Here is a 16,571-nt window from a genome sequence, read left to right on the forward strand (position 1 = left end):
GGGGCGGGCGAGCGGGCCGAGGGCGGCCTGCCAGGCCGGCACGGGTGGGGCGGGCGGCGGCGAGGGGGGCCCGGTCTCGGCCGGGGCGGCGGGCCGGTCCGTGGGTTCGAAGGTCGGCATCCGTCGTTCGCCGAGAGACCGGGTGCCCGAGGGGGTCAGGGCGGCCGGTTTCGCCGGGTTTGTCGCGCTCGCGATCAGAAGGGCCGCGACGTGCTTGCAGTTGCTCTTCATGGGGCAGGTGCAGACCCCGGATGCCCGCACCGGCAGCCCGACGGAGTTCACCGTGAACGAGATGGTCACCGAGTACGGCCGTGACTCGGTGCCCTGCACGGTGCCGAATAGCTGGGTGCCGTCGCCGAACCAGGACTGTTCAGTCACGTTGCCGTTGCGCGCGTACCGCTCACCACGAGAGAAAGCCTGGCTGCCGACCAAACGGGCAATCTCGTGGGTGCTGAGGGTATGGGCCATAGGTGAAGGTGTCCGTCATGAATCGTCGAAGGTAGGGAAAAACCAACCTCTATTGTCGCACCTTTCGTTGGGGCGCCCGCCCGGCGACTGGCTGTAGCTACCCGACCGCGGCCGCGGCCACGGAGAGCGCGTACGTCACGGCGCTGGCCACGGGCAAGACGTATCCCAGCAGCTCGCACACTCTCCCTGCTGCGGTCGGCTTTCCGGCCGTGCCGGTCGAGAACCGGCTTGACCAAACGAGGGTGGCCGCGCCGAACCCGGCCGCGGCCGTGTAGACCGCCGTTTCGGTCACGTTGAAAGCCAGATCGGGTGAGCCCGCCAGCAGGGACGTGATCACCAACGTCAGAAGGAACAGCGCGCCCGGAAACGCCGCGTGGGAGACCGTGAACGGCGTAGTCGATCGGCGTTTGGCCACCAGCATCAGGACCAGGGCGATCGTGAGCCCGGTATTCGTCACGAGCAAGGAGAGGGCGCTGATTTCGAGGAAAGTCATGCGTGCTGGATCCTTATCGGCAGTTGGTGAGTACGGCACCGATCCCGGTGAACTCGCCGAAGAAGGTCAGCAATGCCGACCATCGCGTGTCGGCGTTCTTGGCGGCCTTGAGTTTGATAATCACCTTGGCCACCCCACCGAGTTTGGTGATCTTCGTGGCAACGAGCATATTTCCGGCCACAAGAGCCCCGACGCTCGCGACGCAGACGGTCCATCCCCATGCGGTCGTGGGATCCGCCACGATCGGGAAGGACATCTCGGGTGAATGGGCGACTGTTTGGACCAGATCCTCACCGTCGATCTCGAAGAATGTCGGGACGGCTTCACCATCGGCATCGAATGCCCAGGGAATGTCGAAGGCGCCAAGGGTATGGTTCGCTGGGTCCGAGATCGTCACGGAACCGTCGGCCGCGATCGATGCCGACGCGTCTCGGGGCAAATCGAGCGGAAAGCGGAACTCCGTCGTTGCGTCTGGTTCGTTGATCTGGATCACTGACTGGCTGCCGGAGAACGTGCGAAATGTGCTGACTTGCGCGCCCGGCAACTCCGTGCTCAACAGGGCCGCCCCCTGGCCGGTGAAATACCCGCTCGGAATATTCTCGACTGGAACGGCCTCAACGGACCTGGTCCCGGGAATCTCAATCCCGAGGGCGCCGGCGGAAGCGTCGGTGTGAACGGTCTTCTGTTGTCCGGGAACCATAACGAAGCTCGCGGGGAGCGTGTCGTCAGTGGCAGCCGCATCATCGGCAGGAGGAAGTGCTCCAGCGGTGAGCACGAGCCCGAGCACACCGACCAGAGCCACCTTGGCGATGCTGCGGCCAGCTCGAATGTCGATCATTTGTGAAATTCTCATGGGTCCCCCTCGGTGAAATCCGGCACTGTGGCCGACGGTCTCATCGTATCAAACCGCACGGTTGGTTTCTAATCGAAATCGTGAGGCTCTGGGACGTCTGGCGCTCAGGACAGCCGAGGGCTAAACTTGAGCCACGGCGACTCAAGTTTGAAGGAGAGCTCCATGCAGGCAGGGCAGCAACCATCCCAGGAGAAGGCCAAGACGGCCCTCGAGCAGTACGGCCTCAACCTCACCGAGATCGCCCGCAGCGGCAAACTCGACCCGGTCATCGGCCGCGACGCCGAGATCCGCCGCATCAGCCAGGTGCTGACGCGGCGCACGAAGAACAACCCGGTGCTCATCGGCGAGCCCGGCGTCGGCAAGACTGCCGTGGTCGAGGGCCTGGCCCAGCGCATCGTGGCCGGCGACGTGGCCGAGTCGCTCAAGGGCAAGCAGCTCGTCGCCCTCGACCTCGCCGCGCTCGTGGCCGGCGCAAAGTACCGCGGCGAATTCGAGGAACGCCTGAAGGCGGTGCTCAAGGAGATCAACGACGCCGACGGCCAGATCATCACCTTTGTCGACGAGCTGCACACCCTGATGGGCGCCGGCGGCGGCGAGGGATCGGTCGCGGCCGCGAACATGCTCAAGCCCATGCTCGCCCGCGGCGAACTGCGCCTGATCGGCGCCACGACCCTCAACGAGTACCGGGAATTCATTGAAAAAGACGCCGCGCTCGAGCGTCGGTTCCAGCCGGTGTACGTGGGGGAGCCATCCGTTGAAGACACCGTCGCCATTCTGCGCGGGCTGAAGGAGCGCTACGAAGCGCACCACAAGGTGACCATCGCGGATGCCGCGCTCGTCGCCGCCGCGGCCCTCTCGAACCGCTACATCACCGCCCGGCAGCTGCCCGACAAGGCCATCGACCTGATCGATGAGGCTGCGAGCCGGCTGCGGATGGAGATCGACTCCTCGCCGGTGGAGATCGACGAACTGCGCCGCGGGGTGCAGCGCCTCGAGCTCGAAGAGCTCGCCCTCAAGCGGGAGAAGGACGACGCCTCGAAGCAGCGCCTGGTCAAGCTGCGCGGCGACCTGGAGGAACGGCGGGCCAAGCTGGCCGCCCTGCAGGAGCGCTGGGACAAGGAGCGCGCCTCGCTCAACCGCGTCGGCGAGCTCAAAGAGCGCCTCGACGCCGCCCGCAGCGCATCGGAACGCGCCCAACGCGAGGGCAACCTGGAGAAGGCCTCGCGCCTGCTCTACGGCGAGATTCCGGTGATGGAGCGTGAGCTCGCCGCCGCCGAGCGGGAGGAGTCCGACGGGCCGCGCATGGTCAACGAGCAGGTCACCGCCGAGGACATCGCCGCCGTTGTCGCCGCCTGGACCGGTATTCCGGTCGGCCGGCTGCTGCAGGGCGAGACCGAGAAGCTGCTGCACCTCGAAGCCGAGCTCGCGCACCGGCTGATCGGCCAGAAGCCGGCCGTGCGCGCGGTGGCCGACGCGGTGCGCCGCTCGCGGGCCGGCATCAGCGACCCCGACCGGCCGACCGGCTCGTTCCTCTTCCTGGGGCCGACCGGCGTCGGCAAGACCGAACTGGCCAAGGCGCTCGCCGAGTTTCTCTTCGACGACGAGAAGGCCATGATCCGCATCGACATGAGCGAGTACGGCGAAAAGTTCTCGGTGTCCCGGCTCGTCGGCGCGCCTCCCGGCTACGTCGGCTACGAGCAGGGCGGGCAGCTGACCGAGGCCGTACGCCGGCGGCCATACTCGGTGATCCTGTTCGACGAGGTCGAAAAGGCGCACCCCGAGGTCTTCGACGTGCTGCTGCAGGTGCTCGACGACGGCCGCCTCACCGACGGCCAGGGCCGCACGGTGGACTTTCGCAACACGATCCTCGTGCTCACCTCGAACCTGGGCTCGCAGTACCTCGTCGACCCGACCCTCTCGGCCGACGAGAAGGAGGAGGCCGTGCAACTCATGGTGCGGCAGGCCTTCAAGCCCGAGTTCGTCAACCGGCTCGACGATATCGTGGTGTTCTCCTCGCTCTCGACCGAGGACCTCGGCCAGATCGTGGAGCTCTACGTCGACCGGCTGCAGCGCCGGCTCGGTGAGCGTCGCCTCGAACTGGCGGTGACACCGGATGCCCGCAGCTGGCTCGCCGAGCGCGGCTACGACCCGATCTACGGCGCGCGCCCGCTGCGACGCCTGATGCAGCGGGAAATCGACGACCGGTTGGCGCGCGAGCTGCTCGGCGGCGGCATCCGTGATGGCGACGTCGTGCGGGTGGACCTCGCGGCCGACGGCGACTCGCTCTCGGTGGCCGCGTCGGTCCCGGCGGCGTCGGACGACGCCCTCGACGACGACCTGCTCTAGCGAGCGCTTTCGCGGGCAGCGAACGCGCCGGGGAGCGCTCAGGGTCGCCGGGTTAGAGTCGAATCATGCTTGCAACTGTGATTTATGGTGAACGCGATATTCGACTCGACGACGTTGCCGAGCCGCAGCTCAGCAGCGGGGGCGACGCCATCGTGCGCGTCGTCGCGGCCTGCGTCTGTGGCTCGGACCTCTGGCCCTACCGCGGCGTGACCGAGACGAAAGAGCCGCACCGCATCGGCCACGAGTTCGTCGGCATCGTCGAGTCCATCGGCGACGACGTGTCGACGGTGAAGGTCGGCGACTTCGTCATCGCCCCGTTCTACGACTGTGACAACACCTGCGCCAACTGTAAAAACGGCGTCAGCACGAGCTGCCTGAACGGCGGCTGGTGGGGCGCGAACGACCGTCAGGGCGGCTTTGCCGATGGCGCCCAGGGCGAGAAGGTGCGGGTTCCGCACGCCGACGGTTCGCTCGTGGCCACCCCGACCCTGCCCGACGACGCGCAGATTCCCGGCCTGCTGACCCTCGCCGATGTCATGGGCACCGGCCACCACGCCGCGGTCTCGGCCGGCGTCACGCCCGGCAGCACTGTTGTCGTGGTCGGCGACGGCGCCGTGGGGCTCTGCGCGATCATCGCCGCGAAGCGCCTCGGCGCGAGCCGCATCGTGGCCATGAGCCGCCACGCCGACCGCCAGGCCGTCGCCCGCGAGTTCGGCGCCACCGACGTGATCGAGCTGCGCGGCGATGAGGGTGTCGCCGCCGTCAAGGCGCTCTTCGACGGTATCGGGGCGGACTTCGTGCTCGAATGCGTCGGCACCCAGGAGTCGATGGACCAGGCCATTCGCTCGGCTCGCCCGGGCGGCATGGTCGGCTACGTCGGCGTGCCCAACGGCGGCGCCGAGCTGCCGATTCGCACCCTATTCGGAAACAACGTCGGTGTGAACGGCGGCGTCGCATCCGTTCGCGGCTACATCGAGGAGCTGCTGCCCGAGGTGCTCAGCGGTGCGATCAACCCCGGCCGGGTCTTTGACCTGCAGCTTCCTCTCGCCGAGGTGGCCGAGGCGTACGCCGCAATGGACGAGCGCCGCGCCATCAAGGTACTGCTGCGCCCGTAGGGCTCGCTCGTGAACCAGCCATTTCTCTGGGGAGGACTGCTCGCGTTCGCGATCGCCGTGGGTGTCGTGCGGGCGGTTCGCGGGCCGTTCCTGCCCGGGCGGGCGGTGCGCCTCGGGCCGGTCGCCCGCACGGTCGCGGTGTTGAGTGTGGCCGCGCTGGTCTTTCACTGCTCGGCCATGTTCTTCGAGCCGTGGGTGAATGCGATCAGTTTTCTGCGACCGCTCGCGGCGGAGGTCAACGCGATGGGAGGCGTCAGCCAGGTCGCCTACTGGGTTCCGGCGGCGCTGCTGCTGCTGGCCTGGCGCCGGGTGTGGTGGCCCGGGCTGGTGCTCCTGGCCGTGACGCTGGTCGGTGTGGGCGTGACGATGTACTGGCCGTACCCGCTCGTGGTTCACCTCGGGTGGCTTGCCGCGGTGATCGTGGTCGGGGTACTGGTCTCGACCGCCCTGACGGGGCGCCGCCGTGCCGTGCCGGGGCGCGCGGCCTAAGAAACGGTGTGGTTGGATTGTTTCATGGTCGAGAAGAGGCAGGCACCCGATCGGCGCGCGCGGGAGCAGCTGAGCGACTACTTCTACCTGGTGCTGGCGGCCATGAGCCTGTTGCAGGCGGTAGGCAGCATCGAGGAGAACGGCCTCTGGCCCGGAGCGTTGATCGGCCTCGTAACGGTGATGTTCGCCGGGCTGATCACGGTGGGCAATCGCGGGCGGTTTCTGCCCATGTTTGACAACCGCCACCAGCCGTAGCGATCCGCGCACGTTGACCGCGGGCATCCGCTGATGCGCCCGGAAGTTGCCCTGCACGTTGCTCGTGCGCCGAAAAACTGCTCGTGCGCTTGGCCTGCCAGGCGCACGAGCAGTTTTTGGGCGCATGAGCATCGGCGGGTGCAGGTTTTGAGCGCGGGTGCAGCTTTGCGGCGCCCGGCGGTGTGCCGGTAGTCGGCGCAGCTGCAGGTGTCGGCGCAGCAGCAGCTGTCAGGCGCACGACGACGCTGGGGTGCTGCAGTCATCCGCTTGCCGCCGACGGTCGGCACCAGCCCGGTGGAGCTGCGCGCGACCCGAGAACGGCCGCGAACGGCCGCGGGCCGCCTCGGGACTGCTTCGCGGAAGCCGGGTCAGTCGTTGACGAGCAGCAGTTCGGCGAGGGGCTTGCGCACCCGCGGGGCGATCTCGCGCTCGCGCAGCTCGGGGGCGAGCTCGGCGAGCTCACCGAGCACGCCGAGCGCGGTCACGGTGACGACCACCTGGTCGGCGGCGAGGTCGAAGGCCGCGGCGATCGCCGGGCCGTCGATGCCGCCCATCTGGTGGGTGTGCAGGCCGAGGTGCTGGGCCTGGATCGACAGGTGAGCCACCGCCTGGCCGAGGTCGTAGCGGGCCCACGGGTTCTCGGCAGGCTCGGCTCCGGGCTCAGCATCGGGCTTTGCCGGCAGGTTCAACTGGGTGATGTTGGCGATGAGAACGGATGCCGAATCGGCCCAGACCTGGTTGAAGCCCATGAGTGCATCGTTGATCGTGGTGAAGCTCGCCGTGCCGCGGCGGGCGACGATGAATCGGGCCGGCTGCATGTTGCTGGCCGACGGCGCCCAGCGGGCAGCTTCGAGCACCGTGGTGAGGGTGGCTTCATCGATCACGGCGGTCTTGTTGTAGCCGCGCGGGCTCCACCGCTCGGCGAGCGGGGAGAGGAGCGGGGCATCCGTCACCGCGTTGCGGGTGGAGGTGGTGAGGGTCATGGTGGTCCTTTGCCTGCCGAACACGAATGGGTTCGGGGCGACGCTGACCCACCGGAAGCAACCGTTGCTCGCGGAAGGATATTCCAGCGTGTGGCCACCCCCGTTCGGGCGTGAAAGACCGTGCGCCGAGTCCGAGGATCGGCTCGCGGGGTTTCGATACGCGGGCGCACTTCGGCAGGCTCAGTAACCGGCGTGCCCGCTACTCAACCAGCGAGATCTTCACGCCGGGGCGGGCGGACTAGTTGCCCTGCAGGCGGTTGCGCACCTCGCGGCGCAGCACCTTGCCGATCAGCGAGCGCGGCAGGTCGTCGACCTCCACGATGCGCTTTGGCACCTTGTACGCCGAGAGCCGGGTGCGGCAGTAGCCCCGCAGCAGGTCCACGTCGAGCTTGGCGCCGGGCGTCATGACCACGACGGCGACGACGTCTTCGCCGCCGGTGGCGCTCGCCAGGCCGACGGCGGCGGCATCCGCCACGTCGGGGTGGGAGAGCAGGGCCTCCTCGACCTCCGAGGGGGACACGTTGAAACCGCCGGTGACGATGAGCTCTTTCATGCGGTCGACGATCGTGATGAAACCGTCGTCGCTGACCGTGGCGATGTCGCCGGTGCGCAGCCAGCCGCCGGCCAGCAGCACCTGGGCCGTCTCGCTCGGGCGATCCCAGTACCCGGCGAAGACCTGCGGGCCGCGGATGAGCAGCTCGCCCTCCTCGTTGAAGCCGCGCAGGGTGGTCGGGTTCTGCGGATCGACGACGCGAATGTCGGTGCTCGGGAACGGCACGCCGACCGTGCCGGGGCGACGGGTCGGGCCGATCGGGTTGCCGGCGGCGATCGGAGAGGCCTCGGTCATGCCATAGCCCTCGACGAGCAACCCGTCGGTGGCGTCTTCCCACTTGGTCACGATCGACACGGGCAGGTTCATCGCGCCCGAAATGGCGAAGCGGATGCCGTGCAGGCTCACCCCGCGCTTGGCCGCGGCGGCGACGAGCTTGTCGTAGATCGGCGGCACGGCCGGCAGGAACGTGGGTGGCGCGTGCTTCGTCGCGTCGAGCACGAGGTCCACGTCGAACTTCGGGAACAGCACCAGGCGGGCGCCCATGCTCATGGCGAAGGTGAGGCACAGGGTGAGCCCGTAGGCATGGAACATGGGCAGCACGGCATAGACCGTTTCGCCGCCGGGGCGCAAGCCGACGACCCAGGCGGCGCCCTGCGCGGCATTGGCCCGCAGGTTGTAGTGGCTGAGGATGGCGCCCTTCGGGGTGCCGGTGGTGCCGCTCGTGTACTGCAGCACGGCGGTGTCGGTCAGAATCGGGTGGGGGTGATTCGCGCGCAGCTTGCGGGCTCCGGTCAGCGACGCCCATTCGATTGCGCCCTTGCGGGGCCCGGCGGTGAGGGCGTCGCGCGAGGTGCGGGCCTTCGTGATCGGCAGCTTGAGCAGCAGCCGCTTGGAGAGGGGCATGGCGCGCGTGAGGTCGATGGTGACGACATCCGTCACCCCCATGTCCTTCGGGAACGCGGCCACGGTGTCGTAGACCTTGTCCCAGACGATCGCGACGCGGGCGCCGTGGTCTTCGAACTGGTGCCGCAGCTCGCGGTCCGTGTAGAGCGGGTTGTGCTCCACGACGATCGCCCCGAGGCGCAGCACCGCGTAGAAGGCGACGACGTGCTGCGGGCAGTTGGGCAGCACCAGGGCGACTCGGTCGCCCTTCTGCACGCCGAGCTTGCGCAGGCCGTTCGCGACCCGGGAGATCTGCTCGCCGAGGGAGTCGTAGGTGGTGGTGGCGCCGAAAAAATCGAGGGCGACGGATGCGCCGAACCGGGCGACCGAGGCATCCATCATGTCGGTCAGGGTCTGGGTGGTCTCGGCAATCGAGTCGGGAACCCCCTCGGCGTAGGCGGCGAGCCAGGGCTTGTCCCCAAAGGTCACGGTGGGCGCAGCCGCGACGGGGTGCCCGGCCGAGATGGTGTCGGGGGTGTGGTCGTCGGCGAAGACGGGGTCGGGGCTCATGCGGACACCAGTTCCTGGCTGAGGGCGGCGACGAAGGCGTCGATGTCATCTTCGGTGGTATCGAAACCGCACATCCAGCGCACCTCGCCGGTGGCCGGATCCCAGTCGTAGAAACGGAACGATTCGCGCAACCGGTCGGCGACTCCGGGCGGCAACACGGCGAAGATCGCGTTGGCCTGCGTGGCCTGGGTGAAGCGGATGCCGCTGAGGGAGCCATCCGCTTGCCCGCGCTCGACGGCGCTGCGTAAACGGGCCGCCATGGTGTTGGCGTGGGTGGCGTTGCGCAGCCAGAGGTCGCCGTCGAGCAGGGCGATGAGCTGCGCGGAGATGAAACGCATCTTGCTGGCGAGCTGCATGTTCGACTTGCGCAGGTATTTCAGGCCGACGGATGCGCTGGGGTTCAGCACCACGATGCACTCGCCGAGCATCATTCCGTTCTTGGTGCCGCCGAAGCTCAGCACGTCGACGCCGGCGTCGCGGGTGAACGCGGCGAGCGGCACTCCGAGGCTCACGGCGGCGTTGCTGATGCGGGCGCCGTCCATGTGCAGGGTCATGCCGCGGCTGTGGGCATGGTCGGCGATGGCCCGCACCTCGTCGACGGAGTAGACGGTGCCGAGTTCGGTGCTCTGGGTGATCGAGACGACGAGCGGCTGGGCGCGGTGCTCGTCGCCCCAGCCCCAGGCCTCCTGGTCGATGAGGGCGGGAGTGAGCTTGCCGTCGGGGGTGACGACGGGCAGCAGTTTGAAGCCGCCGACGCCCTCGGGGGCGCCGCCCTCGTCGTTGTGGATGTGCGCGGTGGCGGCGCAGATCACGGCGCCCCAGCGTGGGAGCATCGACTGCAGGCCGGTGACGTTCGCGCCGGTGCCGTTGAACACCGGGAAGGCTTCGACGCCCTCACCGAAGTGCCGGGTGAAAACCTGCTGCAGGCGAGCGGTGTAGACGTCTTCGCCGTAGGCGATCTGGTGCGCGCCGTTCGCGGACGCGATCGCGGCGAGGATCTCCGGATGAATGCCGGAGTAGTTGTCAGAGGCGAAACCACGCGTGTGCAGATCATGAAGTTGGGTCACGGCTCTAGTCTGCTACACCGGGCTGCGCCGCGTCTGTGCGCGCGCCTCAGCGTTTGAGGGCTTCGCGCAGTGGCACCCGGGCGCCCATCCGCAGCAGCGAGTTGGCGTAGATGCGGGCGCCGAGCACGATCACGATGCCGGTCGAGACCAGCAGAATGGCCAGCGACACGAGGGGCTCCCACCAGAGGGCGCTGTCGAGGAAGATGCGCATGGGCATGCCGACGGGTGCCGAAAACGGAATATACGACATGACGGCGAGCACGGCCGGGTTGTCGTTGAAGAAGATCACCAGAAAATAGGGGATCATCACGAGCACCATCACCGGGGCGGTCGCCGAACCGACGTCCTCCTGGCGGGAGACCATCGACGCGGTCGCCGCGTAGAGGGCGGCGAGCAGCACGAACCCGAACGCGAAGAAGACGCCGAACCAGATGATCGCCGGGCCGACGTCGCCGAGCAACGCCTGTTGGCCCGTCACGGCCATGCCGAGGGAGACGAGCAGGCCGATCGCCACGATCTGTCCGAAGGCCATGATGCTGTTGCCGAGCACCTTGCCGGCGAGCAGGGCGCGCACCGAGATGGTCGACATCAGGATCTCGACGATGCGGGTCTGTTTCTCCTCCACCACGCTCTGCGCGATCGTGGAGCCGAAGGTGACCGCGGACATCAGGAACACCAGGCCGAACCCGATCGCGACGAGGTAGGCGAGGCCGCCGTTCGGGGCACCCTGCTCGAGCAGCTGCAGGGCGGGGCTCACGCTCAGGGCGGTCAGCACCTCGGTCGGCGGGGTGTCGAGGGCGATCACGGTGACGTCGAGCGGGGAGCTGTCGCCCTCCGCAGGAACGACGGCGGCCGTGACCGTGCCGTCGCGCACGAGGGCCTCCGCGGCGGCCTGGGTATCGACCGCGATGGTGTCAAAGGCCTGGGTCTGGTCCACGACCATCGCCGCGTTGCCGACCACGGCGACCTTGGGCAGGGTGGCGTTCTGGCCGGCGATGCCGCCGACGACGACGGAAGCGACGCTGATCAGCAGCAGGATGCCGGTCGAGATGAGAAAAGCCTTGCTGCGGAGCCGCACGATGATCTCCCGGCTGGCGACGAGCCACACGCTCTGGCCGAGGGTCGGCGCGGTGTGTACGCGGCGGCCCACGTGGTGCGCGGCGGCGTGCAGCTCGGTGCTGATGCTGCCGGTGCTGATGCTGCCGGTGCTCGTGCGTTCCGGGTCGTTGTTGCCGGCGGCGGGGCTCGGGGGAGTCACTCGGTCGGTCACTGTACGACCTCCTTGAAAATCGTGGCGAGGGAGGGGCGCTGGTGGGTGAAGGCCGAGACCGGGCCGCGCGCGATCGCCTGCTGCAGAACGAGCTGGCTGGCGGCATCCGTCTCGGCTTCGAAGACCACGTGGCCGCCCGCGGAATCGAGGGTGAGGTCGACGATGCGGATGCCGGGAACGTCGCGGATGAAGGAAGCGTCGCCATGGGTGCGAATCTCGAAGCGCGGGCTGCTGTAGGCGTCGCGGAGAGTTTCGCGGGGGCCGTGGGCGCGGATTTCGCCACCGCCGATGATGACGAGGTCGTCACAGAGGCGTTCGACGATGTCGAGCTGGTGTGAGGAGAACAAAACCGGGGCGCCGCCGGCCGCGTATTCGGCGAGCACGCCCATGACCACCTCGACGGCGATCGGGTCGAGGCCCGAGAACGGTTCGTCGAGCACCAGGAACTCGGGGTCGTGCACGAGGGCGGCGGCGATCTGGGCGCGCTGCTGGTTGCCGAGGGACAGGGATTCGACGAGCGCGGTGCTGCGTTCGGACAGGCCCAGGCGCTCGAGCAGGTCGCTCGTGTTGCGCAGCGCCGCGTGCGGGGTGAGGCCGTGCAGCCGGGCCAGGTAGATGAGCTGCTCGGCGACCTTCATCTTCGGGTACAGCCCGCGCTCTTCGGGCATGTAGCCGAAGCGGCGGCGGTCGCCCGCGGTGACCGGCTCGCCGTCGATCAGCACCGTGCCGGCGTCGGCGGTGAGAACCCCGAGGATGATGCGCATCGTGGTGGTCTTGCCGGCGCCGTTGGCGCCGACGAAGCCGGTCATGCGGCCGTTGCCGACCGTGAAGCTCACGTCGGTGAGCACCTGCCGGGTGCCGTATCGCTTGGTGATACCCCTGATGTCGAGCATGCCCCGCCCCTTCGTCGCCGTGGGGTCAACGCTAGCGCGACGGGGGCGGCGGCGGCAGGGGGCGTTCGCGTGGTTCGGCTACCGCTTCAGGGCGTCGCGCAGGCTGACCCGGGCGCCCATGCGCAGCAGGGAATTCGAGTAGATGCGCGAGCCGAGCAGGATCACCACGAGGGTCGATATGACCAGGATCACCAGGGAGGCGAGCGGTTCCCACCACTCCGCGCTGCCGGTGAAGATGCGCAGCGGCATGCCGACCGGGGCCGAGAACGGCACGTAAGACATGATCGCGACCACGAGCGGGTTGTCGTTGAAGAAGACGACGAGAAAATACGGGATCATCGTGAGGATCAGCACGGGGCTCGTCACCGAGCCGACGTCTTCCTGCCGGGACACCATGGAGGCGGTCGCGGCATAGAGCGAGGCGAGCAACACAAAACCGAAGGCGAAGAACACCACGAACCAGCCGATCGCCGGCCCGACATCGGCGAGGAGCACCCGTTGGCCGGTGACGGCCATGCCGCCCGCAGCCAACAGCCCGATCGCGACGATCTGCCCGAAGGCCATGATGCTGTTGCCGAGCACCTTGCCGGCGAGCAGGGCGCGCACCGAGATCGTGGACATGAGGATCTCGACGATGCGGGTCTGCTTCTCTTCGACGACGCTCTGAGCGATCGTGCCGCCGAAGGTCGTCGCGCTCATCAGGAAGACGATGCCGAACGCGAACGCGATGAGGTAGGCGAGGTTGCCGCCGTCCGTCTCGGCCGGGTCGAGCAGTTGCACGTCCGGGCTGACGCTCAGGGCACCGGTCACGCCGAGGGGCGCGGATTCGAGGGCGATCACGGTGACCGGGAGGAGGGCATCCGCTGATTCGTTCGGCACGACGGCGGCCTCTACGGTGCCGTCGCGCACGAGGGCCTCGGCGGCGGCGACATCGTCGACGGCCATGATCTCGAACGCGCCGGTGCTTTCGACCACGGCTTCGGCGGAGCCGACCACGGCGACGGTGTCGAGGGTGGTGTTCTGGCTCGCGATGCCGCCGGCGACGACGGAGCCGACAGAGATGAGCAGCAGGATGCCGGTAGAAATGAGGAAGGCCTTGCTGCGCAGGCGCACCATGATTTCGCGGGTCGCGACGAGCCAGACGCTCTGGGCGACGGTCGGAGCGGCGTGCGTGGGTCGGGCGCTGGCGGGTGAGGCCTGGGTGGCGGTCGGTGTTGCCTGGGTGCTCACTGCACGACCTCCTTGAAGATGGTGGCCAGGCTCGGCCGTTGACGGGTGAAAGCGGTGACCGGGCCGCGGGACACGGCCTGGGCCAGCACGTGCTGGCTGGCGGCATCCGTCTCGGCTTCGAAGACGGCCCAGCCGCCGTCGAAGTCGACGACATCGATGCCGGGAAGGTCGCGCATCCAGCCGGCGTCGCCGAGGGTCTGGATTTCGAAGCGCGGGCTGGTGTGGTCTTCGCGCAGCTGCTCCCGGGAGCCGGCGGCGCGGATGCTGCCGTCGCCGATGATGACGAGGTCGTCGCAGAGCCGCTCGACGATGTCGAGCTGGTGCGAGGAGAACAGCACCGGGGCGCCGCCGGCGGCGTAGCCGGCGAGCACGGTCATCACCGTTTCGACCGCGATCGGGTCGAGGCCCGAGAAGGGTTCGTCGAGCACGAGGAATTCGGGGTCGTGCACGAGGGCGGCGGCGATCTGGGCCCGCTGCTGGTTGCCGAGTGAGAGGGCTTCGACGAGGTCGTTGCGGCGCTCGCCGAGACCGAGCTGGTCGAGCAGGTCGGTGGTGTTGCGCTGAGCGGATGCCGGGGACAGCCCGTGCAGGCGGGCCAGGTAGACGAGTTGCTCGGCGACCTTCATCTTCGGGTACAGGCCGCGTTCCTCGGGCATGTAGCCGAAGCGGCGGCGGTCGCTCGCGGTGACGGGCGTGCCGTCGATGAGCACGGTGCCGGCGTCGGCGGTGAGTACGCCCAGGATGATGCGCATCGTCGTGGTCTTGCCGGCGCCGTTCGCGCCGACGAAACCGGTCATGCGGCCGTCGGCGACGGTGAAGTTCACGTCGCTGAGCACCTGCCGGGCCCCGTAGCTTTTGCTGACGCCCCTGATGTCGAGCATGTGCACCCTCTCGTTGTGTGTCCCGCGTCTATCTGTACTCTTCACGGTACGCAGAGGGCGGAGGGGGCGCATCCGTCGCTGGGGGGAGAGAAACCCTCAGCTCAGACGAGCTGGTGCTCGTAGGCGAAGACGACGGCCTGAACGCGGTCGCGCAGCACGAGCTTGAGCAGCACCTTGGAGACGTGGGATTTCACGGTGGCGTCGCCGACATAGAGGGTGTGGGCGATCTCCTGGTTGCTGAGGCCGCGGGCGAGCAGCAGGAAGACCTCGCGCTCGCGGTCGGTGAGGTCGGCGAGCGGCGCCAGGTTGGCCGGTACGGACACGGCGACGGATGCCGCCGGTCGGCCCACGAAGCGCTCGATCACCCGCCGCGTGACATCGGTGGACAGCAGCGCGTCGCCGCGGGCGAGCACCTGCACGGCGTCGATGAGTGCCTCGGGGCTGGAGTTCTTCAGCAGGAACCCGCTCGCCCCGTGCTGAAGCGCGGTGAACAGGTAGTCCTCGCGGTCGAAGGTGGTCAGCATCAGCACGGCCGAGCGGATGGCGGGATCCGCCACGATCGTGCGGGTCGCGGTGAGTCCGTCGACGCCGGGCATTTCGACGTCCATGCAGATGACCTCGGGGGTGAGCCGGCGCGCCTCGGCGATGGCCGCGGCGCCATCGCCGGCCTCGCCGACGACAACGATGCCGGTCTCGGATTCGAGAATGGTGCGAAAGCCTGCGCGCACGATCGCGTGGTCGTCGACCAGCAGCACCCGGATCGGCGCGGCCCGCTCGGTCAGCGAGAGGGGCGCACTCACGCGGCGGGCTCCGGTTCGGGGGCGGTCGCGCCGAGCGGCTGCGGGATGGGCTGGGTCGACAGCAGCGGGAACCGGGCGCGCACGATGTAGCCACCGCGCGGGCGGGCTCCGAGGTGCAGCTGCCCGTTGACGGCGAGCACCCGTTCCCGCATGCCGCGCTGGCCGAGCCCGCAGCCGCTCGCCGCGGGTGTGGGCAGGGCGCTGCTCGCGGTAACCCGCGGGCCGCTGCCGGTGTCGGTGATCTCGACCTCCACGGCATCCGTCTCGTAGCGCAGCCGCACCTCGGCGCTCGCTCCGCGACCGGCGTGTTTGCGGGTGTTGGTGAGGGATTCCTGCACGACCCGGTAGATGCTCTGGCCGATGGTGCCCGGCACTGGCCGGGGATCGCCGATGATGCTGAGCGCGGTGGGCACGCCGCCGGCCCGGCTCTCGTCGGCGAGGTCAGACAGATGGTCGACGGTGTGGGTGCTCGGGCTCTGGCTGGCCCCGGCCTGGTCGTCGTCGGCGCGCAATGTGCCGAGCATCGTCTGCAGCTCGTCGATCGCGCTGCGGGCGCTGTGCTCGATGACTCCGAGCGCGGCGGCCGCGGCTATCGGGTCACGGTCGAGGATGCGGCGGGCGGCTCCGGCTTGAACGCCCATCACCGAGACGTGGTGGGCGACCACGTCGTGCAGCTCGCGGGCGATGCGCACGCGCTCGAGGGTCACGGCCTGGGCGGCGGTGCGTTCGCGTTCGGCGGCGAGTTCCCGGGTGCGCTCGGCGAGGGCGGCGGACCGCTGGGCGGACTGCCAGGCCGTGTCGCCGAAGTAATATGCCGCCCAGAAATAGAGGAGGTTGATCAGTACCTGAAGCATGCCGAAAGCGGCATATGGGGAAAAGAAGCCGTCACGCGACAGATCCGGCATCGCGGTGGCCTGGTTGGCCTGCACGATGAGCTGCCAGAAGAGCCAGATGAACATACCGGCGATGATGCAGAGGCGCACCCAGCGGGACAGCACCTGGTTGTGGCTCCAGGCTCCGACCGCGTAGATCGCCAGGTAGAGGCAGATGCTGGCGAAGAAACCGTCACCGACGCCGAACATGGCGCCGACCCCGAAGACGAGGGCGATCACGAGCGCGACGAGCTCGGGAAGGCGGCGTCGCAGGGCCAGGGGGCCGGCCATCAGCACCACCCAGATCGCGACCTGCCACCAGGGCGACTCGCTCATCACCCCGGCGGCGCGGGTGAGCGTCACGCTCAGGGCGGTACCGCCGAGCATGGCCAGGGCGAGCACGCTGTCGCGGCGATAGCCCCGGGTGCTGGGCCGCGGGCGACGCCACGCGGGGTCGAGCGGTTCGGCAGAGCGGGCCACGGGGGTCATCTGTCAAGGGTAGACCCTGTGTCTAGCCCTGCGCCTCCGCCGAGCGGCGGAGGCGCAGGACG

The 16,571-nt window shown here is 68.7% G+C and carries 16 protein-coding genes; 4 read left to right on the forward strand and 12 right to left on the reverse strand.

Annotated elements, in window-relative coordinates; all coding sequences use genetic code 11:
- From D6T64_RS05965 to D6T64_RS05975, 3 genes are all read right to left on the reverse strand, one after another.
- Window positions 1-468: SWIM zinc finger family protein (locus D6T64_RS05965; RefSeq protein ID WP_199719081.1), on the reverse strand; the 468-nt coding region annotated here is incomplete at its 3' end.
- Between the two features lie 97 nt (window positions 469-565).
- The gene (locus D6T64_RS05970) at window positions 566-961 is read right to left on the reverse strand and encodes a hypothetical protein (protein ID WP_119973128.1); all 396 of its coding nucleotides are present in this window, start codon (window positions 959-961) and stop codon (window positions 566-568) included.
- Window positions 962-974: 13 nt separating this feature from the next.
- Window positions 975-1,799 (reverse strand): hypothetical protein, encoded by an 825-nt coding sequence (locus tag D6T64_RS05975; protein WP_119973130.1) that lies wholly within the window; start codon window positions 1,797-1,799, stop codon window positions 975-977.
- A 177-nt stretch (window positions 1,800-1,976) separates the two neighbouring features.
- Between D6T64_RS05975 and D6T64_RS05980 the strand changes: the two genes are divergently transcribed.
- The 4 genes from D6T64_RS05980 to D6T64_RS05995 all read left to right on the forward strand — a co-directional run bounded on the left by D6T64_RS05980 (window position 1,977) and on the right by D6T64_RS05995 (window position 6,019).
- Window positions 1,977-4,160, forward strand: a complete 2,184-nt coding sequence (locus tag D6T64_RS05980) for an ATP-dependent Clp protease ATP-binding subunit (protein ID WP_119973132.1) — start codon at window positions 1,977-1,979, stop codon at window positions 4,158-4,160.
- A gap of 65 nt (window positions 4,161-4,225) precedes the next feature.
- Window positions 4,226-5,275 carry a zinc-dependent alcohol dehydrogenase family protein gene (locus D6T64_RS05985; RefSeq protein ID WP_119973134.1) on the forward strand — a complete coding sequence of 350 codons (1,050 nt, stop codon included), beginning with the start codon at window positions 4,226-4,228 and terminating at the stop codon, window positions 5,273-5,275.
- A gap of 9 nt (window positions 5,276-5,284) precedes the next feature.
- Complete coding sequence (locus tag D6T64_RS05990) at window positions 5,285-5,764, forward strand: hypothetical protein (RefSeq protein WP_119973136.1); 480 nt, start codon at window positions 5,285-5,287, stop codon at window positions 5,762-5,764.
- Between the two features lie 24 nt (window positions 5,765-5,788).
- Window positions 5,789-6,019, forward strand: a complete 231-nt coding sequence (locus D6T64_RS05995) for a hypothetical protein (protein WP_119973138.1) — start codon at window positions 5,789-5,791, stop codon at window positions 6,017-6,019.
- 368 nt (window positions 6,020-6,387) lie between these two features.
- Here D6T64_RS05995 and D6T64_RS06000 read toward each other — a convergent pair whose 3' ends face one another.
- From D6T64_RS06000 to D6T64_RS06040, 9 genes are all read right to left on the reverse strand, one after another.
- On the reverse strand, window positions 6,388-7,002 hold the full coding sequence (locus tag D6T64_RS06000) for a nitroreductase family protein (RefSeq protein WP_119973140.1): 615 nt from the start codon (window positions 7,000-7,002) through the stop codon (window positions 6,388-6,390).
- Window positions 7,003-7,240: 238 nt separating this feature from the next.
- Window positions 7,241-9,007, reverse strand: a complete 1,767-nt coding sequence (locus tag D6T64_RS06005) for a long-chain-fatty-acid--CoA ligase (RefSeq protein ID WP_119973142.1) — start codon at window positions 9,005-9,007, stop codon at window positions 7,241-7,243.
- Window positions 9,004-10,074 carry a threonine aldolase family protein gene (locus tag D6T64_RS06010; protein ID WP_119973144.1) on the reverse strand — a complete coding sequence of 357 codons (1,071 nt, stop codon included), beginning with the start codon at window positions 10,072-10,074 and terminating at the stop codon, window positions 9,004-9,006. The genes D6T64_RS06005 and D6T64_RS06010 overlap by 4 nt, the downstream gene beginning before the upstream one ends.
- Before the next feature lie 46 nt (window positions 10,075-10,120).
- On the reverse strand, window positions 10,121-11,224 hold the full coding sequence (locus D6T64_RS06015; RefSeq protein WP_119973225.1) for an ABC transporter permease: 1,104 nt from the start codon (window positions 11,222-11,224) through the stop codon (window positions 10,121-10,123).
- A 116-nt stretch (window positions 11,225-11,340) separates the two neighbouring features.
- Entirely contained in the window at window positions 11,341-12,237 is an 897-nt protein-coding gene (locus D6T64_RS06020) for an ABC transporter ATP-binding protein (protein ID WP_119973146.1), read from the reverse strand.
- A gap of 78 nt (window positions 12,238-12,315) precedes the next feature.
- Entirely contained in the window at window positions 12,316-13,467 is a 1,152-nt protein-coding gene (locus tag D6T64_RS06025; RefSeq protein WP_377011221.1) for an ABC transporter permease, read from the reverse strand.
- Complete coding sequence (locus D6T64_RS06030) at window positions 13,464-14,348, reverse strand: ABC transporter ATP-binding protein (RefSeq protein WP_119973230.1); 885 nt, start codon at window positions 14,346-14,348, stop codon at window positions 13,464-13,466. The genes D6T64_RS06025 and D6T64_RS06030 overlap by 4 nt, the downstream gene beginning before the upstream one ends.
- Window positions 14,349-14,449: 101 nt before the next feature.
- Window positions 14,450-15,148 (reverse strand): response regulator, encoded by a 699-nt coding sequence (locus D6T64_RS06035; RefSeq protein WP_233550862.1) that lies wholly within the window; start codon window positions 15,146-15,148, stop codon window positions 14,450-14,452.
- Window positions 15,145-16,509 (reverse strand): sensor histidine kinase, encoded by a 1,365-nt coding sequence (locus tag D6T64_RS06040; RefSeq protein WP_119973148.1) that lies wholly within the window; start codon window positions 16,507-16,509, stop codon window positions 15,145-15,147. The genes D6T64_RS06035 and D6T64_RS06040 overlap by 4 nt, the downstream gene beginning before the upstream one ends.
- Between the last annotated feature and the right edge of the window lie 62 nt (window positions 16,510-16,571).

Origin of the sequence: Cryobacterium melibiosiphilum, from assembly GCF_003602235.1 — a bacterium.
Lineage (GTDB): Bacteria > Actinomycetota > Actinomycetes > Actinomycetales > Microbacteriaceae > Cryobacterium > Cryobacterium melibiosiphilum.